At 52.3% G+C, this 7,741-nt stretch carries 6 protein-coding genes; all 6 read right to left on the reverse strand.

Features of this window, described 5'->3' with window-relative positions:
- Nucleotides 1-62: 62 nt before the first annotated feature.
- Genes B2Y11_RS03525 through mutS form a run of 6 tightly spaced genes read right to left on the reverse strand, consistent with a single transcriptional unit; the run spans nt 63 to nt 7,687 of the window.
- Nucleotides 63-1,310, reverse strand: a complete 1,248-nt coding sequence (locus tag B2Y11_RS03525; protein WP_291056288.1) for an aminotransferase class I/II-fold pyridoxal phosphate-dependent enzyme — start codon at nt 1,308-1,310, stop codon at nt 63-65.
- Between the two features lie 9 nt (nt 1,311-1,319).
- Nucleotides 1,320-1,520: an RNA chaperone Hfq gene (hfq, locus tag B2Y11_RS03530; protein ID WP_008859355.1), complete on the reverse strand. Its 201-nt coding sequence runs from the start codon at nt 1,518-1,520 to the stop codon at nt 1,320-1,322.
- Nucleotides 1,505-2,434 carry a tRNA (adenosine(37)-N6)-dimethylallyltransferase MiaA gene (miaA, locus tag B2Y11_RS03535; RefSeq protein ID WP_291056295.1) on the reverse strand — a complete coding sequence of 310 codons (930 nt, stop codon included), beginning with the start codon at nt 2,432-2,434 and terminating at the stop codon, nt 1,505-1,507. Before miaA ends, hfq begins: the two co-directional genes overlap by 16 nt.
- Entirely contained in the window at nt 2,431-3,210 is a 780-nt protein-coding gene (locus tag B2Y11_RS03540; protein ID WP_291056297.1) for a class I SAM-dependent methyltransferase, read from the reverse strand. The genes miaA and B2Y11_RS03540 overlap by 4 nt, the downstream gene beginning before the upstream one ends.
- The gene (gene mutL, locus B2Y11_RS03545; RefSeq protein ID WP_291056299.1) at nt 3,207-5,129 is read right to left on the reverse strand and encodes a DNA mismatch repair endonuclease MutL; all 1,923 of its coding nucleotides are present in this window, start codon (nt 5,127-5,129) and stop codon (nt 3,207-3,209) included. The genes B2Y11_RS03540 and mutL overlap by 4 nt, the downstream gene beginning before the upstream one ends.
- A complete protein-coding gene (mutS, locus tag B2Y11_RS03550) occupies nt 5,129-7,687 on the reverse strand; it encodes a DNA mismatch repair protein MutS (protein WP_291056301.1) in 2,559 nt (852 codons plus the stop codon). Before mutS ends, mutL begins: the two co-directional genes overlap by 1 nt.
- Nucleotides 7,688-7,741: the final 54 nt, after the last annotated feature.

A 7,741-nucleotide genomic window follows, 5' to 3' on the forward strand; every position in this document is an offset into this window, starting at 1 on the left:
GTGATTGAATCAGCGCTTCCCTAATATCTATCGTCTATCATCTAATTTCTATCGTCTCACTCTTATCCTAATTTTCCCTGGGCTTCCAGCACTTTTTCTGCAGCTCCCATGATGGCCAGCTGGGCGGATTCGAAGGTGAGGCCGCCCTGGAAGTACATGACGTAGGGCGGGCGCACAGGGCCGTCGGCGGACATTTCAATGGTGGATCCCTGGACAAAGGTGCCTGCTGCCATGAGGATAGGGTCTACGTATCCCGGCATAGGTCCCGGCACAGGGGTGGCGTCGGAGTCTACGGGAGACCAGTTCTGGATGGCTTCAGCGAAGCGGCACATATTTTCTTCGGAGTCCAGTGTGACCGTAGTAATGAGGTCAGTACGAAGATGACCCGGTTCGGGGCTTGTCTTGAAGCCGATGAGCTTGAAAACCGCAGCGCAGAATTCAGCGCTCATCATGGCCTGTCTTGTCATGTGTGGCGCCAGGAATAGGCCTTCGAAGAAGGGGCGGTAGGAAGCGGCGTAGGAGCCCATTTCAGCGCCCAGTCCCGGGGCTGTCCATACGTAGGAGCAGAGTTCCACCAGGTCTTTTCTGCCGCAGATGTAGGCACCGGTGGGAGCCAGGCCGCCGCCGGCGTTTTTAATGAGGGAACCGGCGGTAATGTCGGCGCCCAGTTCGATGGGCTCTTCTTTATTTGTAAATTCACCGTAGCAGTTATCCACAAAGCAGATGGTTTCCGGGTTCTTTGCTTTCACCGTATCAATGATTTTCTTAATATCTTCAGGGAAGAGGGAGTCCCTCAGCATGTAGCCCCGGGAGCGCTGGATCTCTACAAGCTTCGTATTTTCATCCACCGCGTCCGCAATGGCTTTGAGGTCATAGGTATTTCCCTTAAGGGGCACTTCTTTGTAGTGAACGCCTTTGGAAATCAGATTTCCCGGAGCATTTCCTGTAATGCCGATGACACTTTCCATGGTATCGTAGGGAGCTCCTACCGCAGACACCATGGTGTCGCCGGGCTGGAGAAGGGCCAGAAGGACCGTAGCCAGGGCATGGGTGCCGGATACGAACTGGGGACGCACCAGGGCGCTTTCTGCGTGGAATATGTCGCACCAGATTTCTTCCAGCTTCTCTCTGCCCGGGTCGCCGTAGCCGTAGCCGTTGGAGGGGGCAAAGTGGTAGGCGGAGAGGTGGTGTTTGCGGAATGCGGTTAATACTTTTTCTGTGTTGAAGAGAGAAATCTCTTCCATTTCATGAAAAACAGGCGCACAAAGAGCGAGCGCCTCTTTCTGTACCTGTTCAAGTTTTTGATTCATTTGTTAGTTTCAGATCCTTTGAATAGTAGATATTGCGTGCTTGTAAATCAGCTGGGAACGGTTTTCGCTCACCAGAAGAACGGTGAAGCTGTCGAAGGATTTGACCTTCCCCTTCAGCTGTACGCCGTTCATGAGAAATATACTGACCGGAACATTTTCTTTTCTGGCTTCATTCAGAAATGTGTCCTGCAGATTCATTTTTCCTTCCATCTTGTTTCTCCTCCAAAATATGAAATGACATAGGCCTTGATTTCCCTGTACCATATGTCTTCCTCTGATGGGCTGCGTTCCACCCAGTGAATATATGGCATTCTTCTGTACCAGGTCAGTTGTCTTTTGGCAAAGTGCCGGGTATTTTTCTGAATCAGCTCTTCTCCTTCCTCAAGGGAGAGTTCTCCTTTCACCACGGGAATCATTTCTTTATAGCCGATTCCTTTCAGTGACTGTGCTTTTTCAGAAAGACCGGAGGAAAGAAGCTTTCTCACTTCCTCCGGCAGTCCATTTTCCATCATGCGGTGGACTCGCTTATTTATTCTATCATATAAAACGGCTCTGTCCATAGTAATTCCTATAACCGGGCCGTCATACAGGAGAGAATCGGATTTAAAAGGCTCCTTTTTCCCCTCCCCCGCCTCCAGAAGCTCCAGTTTCCGTATCATGCGCTGGGCGTCAGGGGGAATATCCTTTTCTCCTTTTTCACGAAGCAGGGCTTCCAGTCCTTCCCTGCCCTTTTCTTCCCATACCTTTTCAAACTTCTTTCTTCCCTCTCCCTTGGGGAGGAAGGTGTAGCCCTCCAGAAGTCCCTGGATGTAGAGGCCTGTGCCGCCGCAGACGATAGGAATCCGTCCCGATTCATTTTCCTCATGAATGATTTTTGATGCTTTTTCCTGGAAATCGGCGGCAGAGTAGGGTTCGTCAGGCTCCAGCTCATCCACCAGGAAATGGCGGATGCCCCGGGCTTCCTCCTTTGTCACCTTGGCGGTACCGATGTCCATGTGTTTATAAATCTGGAAGGCGTCTCCAGAAATAATGGAGGACCCCAGCTCCCGTGCCAGGTAGAGGGAAAGGTCTGTCTTCCCCGAGGCCGTGGGCCCCAGGATGGTGATAAGTTTGTCTTTTTTCATAGATCGATTACCCCGTAAGCCGTAGACTGTCCCTTGTGAGAATGGACGGAAGAAAAGAGATGGTTTTGAAATAAAGGCGAAAAGGGCCTTTCTTTTACTATAATTCTTTTTCCTGCAATATGCAAAGCCAGGGTAAGGATTCCTTCATCCAGCCGGTCATAGGACGCAGCCTTCCGGAAGCCCTCCATGCGGTTCACTTCCCTTTTCACCGGCGAACGGAACATGGTGTCAAAGTAAATGACATCAAAGCTCTTGGGCTCTGCGTTCTCCAGAAAATGGCGGAAATCCTCATGAAGGAGGCGGATACGGCGAAGCGCTTTTGTGAGGCTCTCCTCTTTTTTATCGGTAAAGGAAGCAAGGCCTGCCCGTCCGATTTCATAGAGGGGAATGCTTTTTTCAAGGGCAGTGACCTGTCCCCTGTCTCCCAGAAACCAGCTGAGGACCGTAGAGTCTCCACCCTGTCCGAAGGTGGCATCCAGCACGGACACCGTGCCTTCCGGAAGAAGGCGGCAGAGGCGGTCCTCATGGCCCCTTCTCATCTGCTCGCATCGGAGCACGGCGGTACCCAGATGAAAACGGTACTCCTCGCCGCCAATCCAGAAGGAGGGCTGCTTTTTCCCGTAAATCAGAAATCCTTCCTTATGACAGCGCGCTCTCATGTCCTCCAGGGTGCCTTCCCGAGGCACAAAGGGAAGGGAAAGGGCTCTTCCCCTCTCTTCCGCCTCCTCCCTTACGGAGCGGCTGTAGTTTCGAATGGTGGTGACAGCAATATTCATGGCCGTTTGAAGAGCCTTCCCAATTCACCGGGTGTGAATTTCACAATGGTCGGCCGGCCGTGGGGGCAGACGAAGGGCCTTGATGTATGGAAAAGATCTTCTATCAGTTCCTTCATCTGCCGGATATTCAGGGGATCTCCTCTCTTGATGGCACCCCGACAGGCAGCGTAGGCCATCATGCGATGGCGCATTGTTTCCGGCGAAGGTACGTCTTTTTCATGGTAGGCTTTCACAATATCTCCCACAACCCTTTCCATTTCGGAAGAGGAGAGATCTTCCGGCGAACCGGTAATGCGGATCACGTCGGGGCCTGCCTGTTCAAAGGTAATGCCAAGACGGTTCAAATCTTCCCGGTGCTCGTCTAAAAGGTCCATATCCCCTGCGTCCACATGGATGAGGTAGGGAATCAGGATTTCCTGCACCGGAATGCCTTCTGCCCTTTCCGCCAGATGGTCATAGCGCACCCTTTCATGGGCGGCGTGCTGGTCGATGATGAGAAGGTCTTTCCCATGCTGGCAGAGGATGAAACAGTCCGACACCTGTCCCAGCGGAATCACCGGATCCGTTTCCACCTTTTCTTCAAAGAGGGGCTCCGCTTTCATCTCATCCTGCTGACGGGGCTCTTCCTTTCGGAAATCCGCAAACACCGAGACATTGGAGAAAAGATCCTTTCTGTCTGTGTCCGGCGTAAAGGAGAGAGTCCTATTTTCCTCACTTTGGCGGAAGGGTGGCGTTCCTCTCCGGCCCATATAGGATGAGGGCTGAGGTTCTCCCCAGGAAGCAGCAGGCCTTGTTTCTTCCGAAAGACCGATATCCGGCTTCCCCGTAGGCGCTTCTTCCACTTTGATTGAGCCGGGAGCAAAATCTTTTTCCTCCACCACCTGGTGGCCGGGGTCATGAATCATTTCCCTGGCAATGGTATCGGCGGTGGACTGGGATGTCAGCGTCCCCAGCACGCCGTGGTACACCATACGGAAAATGGACTGTTCATCGGAAAATTTGATTTCCCGTTTCTGGGGATGCACGTTCACATCAATGCTTTCCGGCGGCACGGTAAAAGACAGCACCATAAGGGGATAACCGTTTTTCGGAAGCAGGGAATGGTAAGCATTATCCACTGCCTTGGACACCACTGCGCTTTCCACCACCCTGCGGTTGATGATAATAGTCTGGTACTGGCGGCTGCTTTTCAGGAGAGAGGGCTTTGAAATGAGACCTTCCAGAGTTACGTTTTCTCCATCCTCCTCCACCGGCAGCATTTCACCGGCGGTTTTCGTGCCGTAAAGGGCGGAAATCACATCCACCAGCCTGCCGTTTCCCGGAGTCTCAATCACCGTCCTGCCGTTATTGATGAGGCGGAAAGCAATGTCCGGATTGGCCAGGGACAGTTTCCCCACCATACTGTTGATGCGGGACGATTCTGTTCTCTCCGATTTCAGAAATTTCTTTCTGGCAGGCACGTTATAGAAAAGATCCCGCACTTCCACCGTGGTGCCGGCAGGAGTGCCTGCAGGCTTCACTTCCGTGATTTCCCCGCCGGTCATTTCCACTGCCGTGCCTTCCGCATCTTCATGCCTTCTGGTAGTAATGGTGGCCCTGGAAACGGAGGCGATACTGGGAAGGGCTTCGCCCCGAAATCCCAGAGACGCAATGTGGTAAATATTATCCACAGAGGAAATCTTGCTGGTGGCATGGCGGATAACGGAAAGCCTGGCGTCTTCCTCCGTCATGCCGCAGCCGTCATCGGTGACCCGGATATAGGTCATGCCGCCGTCGGCAATTTCCACTTCAATGGAAGAGGCACCGGCGTCCACTGCATTTTCCACCAGCTCCTTCACCGCATTCACCGGCCGTTCCACCACTTCACCGGCGGCAATCTGGTTGGCTGTCACCTCATCCAGTATATGAATCACTGCCATTATCGGGCCTCCTTGGCTTCCTTACTTAAGCGGAATAAGATTTCCATGGCTTCAATGGGGGTCTTGCTCATAACATCCATATCCGCCAGTTCATCAATAATCGGGGAAGTGAAAAGGTCAAAGCCCATGGGCTCTTCCTTCTTTGCTGCCTTCACCGGCACAGGCCCCTTTCCTTCCTCTTCCAGTCCTTCCAGAATATCATCTGCCCGCTTCAAGAGAGATTCGGGAAGGCCTGCCAGCCTTGCCACATGGATGCCATAGCTCCTGTCGGCGCAGCCGGGAACGATACGGCGCAGGAAAGTGATTTCCTTTCCCCTTTCCTTCACCGATACCGTATAGTTTTTAATATGGCTGCTCGTATCTGCCATAACGGAAAGTTCGTGGTAATGGGTAGCGAAAAGGGTAAAGCCGTGAATCTTTTCATCAATATACTCCACCACCGCCCGGGCAATGCTCATGCCGTCGTAGGTACTGGTGCCCCGGCCGATTTCATCCAGAAGGATAAGGCTGTTTCTGGTGGCATGGCGAAGGATATGGGACACTTCCTGCATTTCCACCATGAATGTACTCTGGCCGGTAGAAATATCATCCGTAGCGCCAACCCTTGTGAATATCCGGTCCACCGGCGAGAAGGAAGCACTTCTGGCAGGAATGAAGGAGCCTGTCTGGGCCATAATGGTCAAAACCGCCACCTGCCGCATGTAGGTGGATTTGCCCGCCATGTTCGGGCCTGTAATGACCAGAATTTCCTGGTTCTCATGGTTGAGCTCCGTATCATTGGGCACAAACATTTCCCGCTTCAACGCGTGCTCCACCATGGGATGGCGGCCGTCCTTAATGGAAATACGGCCTTCCCGGCTGTTCGTAATCCGGGGCCTGGTATAGCGGTCCTTCAGCGCCGCCCTGGCAAGGCTGGCGATACAGTCCAGCTCCGCCAGTGCCCTTGCCGTTTTCTGCATATCCGGAATTTCCGGACGGATTTCTGCCTTCACTGCCTGGTAAATCTTAAGCTCCAGCTCCTCCGTTTTTTCCTTTGCCGTCAGCGCCTTGGCCTCGAACTCCTTCAGCTCCGGCGTAATGTAGCGCTCCGCATTCACCAAAGTCTGCTTTCTCATATAATAGGGCGGAATGGGAATCTTATTGGCATTGGAAATTTCGAAATAGTAGCCGAACACATTATTAAAGCCGATTTTCAGCTTAATGCCGGTTTTTGCCTTTTCTTTTTCCTCCAGGTCTGCAATATACTGCTGGCTGTTTTCGGAAAGGGAGCGCACCTCGTCCAGTTCTGCAGAGAAGCCTTCTTTAATATACTTTCCGTCACGGATATTTCCGGTGCCGTTTTCATTCATGGAACGGTCCAGAAGATCAAACACCGGGCCATGAAGGCCGATCTGGCTGTTCAGCTTCTTCAGAATCACAGAACCGGCGCCGGACAGAAGATGTTTAATTTCCGGAATCATGCGAAGACTGGCTTTCAGGGCAAGCAGGTCTTTAGGGGAAGTGGAATTCGCTTCAATACGGGAAAGAATGCGTTCAAAGTCGAAGACCTGGGACAGCATGTCCTCCAGATTCGTGAGTTCCGTCATGTAGTTCGTCAGCTCTTCGATGCCATCCTGCCTGAGAATGATACGGTTCACATCCGTCAAAGGCCGCTCCAGCCACCGCCTCAAAAGCCTGGCCCCCATGGCCGTATGGGTGTAGTCCAGAAGTTCCAGAAGCGTTCCCTTCCGTCCGCCGTCCCGCATATTGCGGGTAATTTCCAGATTTCTGAGACACTCCTCCGAAAGGGTTAATGTATGATCCTCCCGGATGGGAAGCACCGAATGAAATACGGACACGTCGGACTTCATTACATCTTTGATGTAGGCGGAAAGGCGGCGGAACACCGTCTTCACATTGTCATTTTCAAGGGAAACTGCAGCATCAGGAAGATTCCCTTCCTCCTCCCCTTCCGCCCGGGACATAAGGCAGGACCCCAGACGGGCAGCTGCAAAACCGGTGAGTTTCCCGTAGAAATCATCGGATACACTGCACACCGCCTCGGCAGGAGAATAGACGGAAAGCATATCAAAGAAATCGTCCCTTTCCTTCTTTTTATCCCAGACACCCCACCAGCATTCGCCGGTGGACACATCTGCCAGCACTGCATCCAGTTCCTTATCTTCTTCCAAAATATAAATCAGGTAATTGTTGGACTTATCGGCAATGGAATTTTCAAAAAGAATGGTGCCCGGCGTGATGACACGGATCACATCCCGCTTCACCAGCCCCTTTGCCTTCTTCGGATCCTCCAGCTGCTCACAGATGGCCACCTTGTAGCCCTTCTGGATCAGACGGTAAATATAAATTTCCGCTGCATGAAATGGAACGCCGCACATAGGCACCCGTCCCTCGGCGCCTGCGTTCTTCCCGGTAAGCGTAAGCTCCAGTTCATGGGATGCAGTCACAGCATCGTCATAAAAAAGCTCATAGAAATCGCCCAGCCGGTAAAAAAGAAGACAGTCCTGATACTTGTCCTTCACCTGTTTATATTGTTCCATCAAAGGCGTTTTCGCCATGTCATCACCCCGTTCTGTTGGTTGGATTGTCTTAGGGAAGCGCTGATTCAATCA

The organism is Dialister sp. UBA1703 (genome assembly GCA_002320515.1).
In the GTDB taxonomy this organism is placed as follows: Bacteria; Bacillota; Negativicutes; order Veillonellales; family Dialisteraceae; genus Dialister.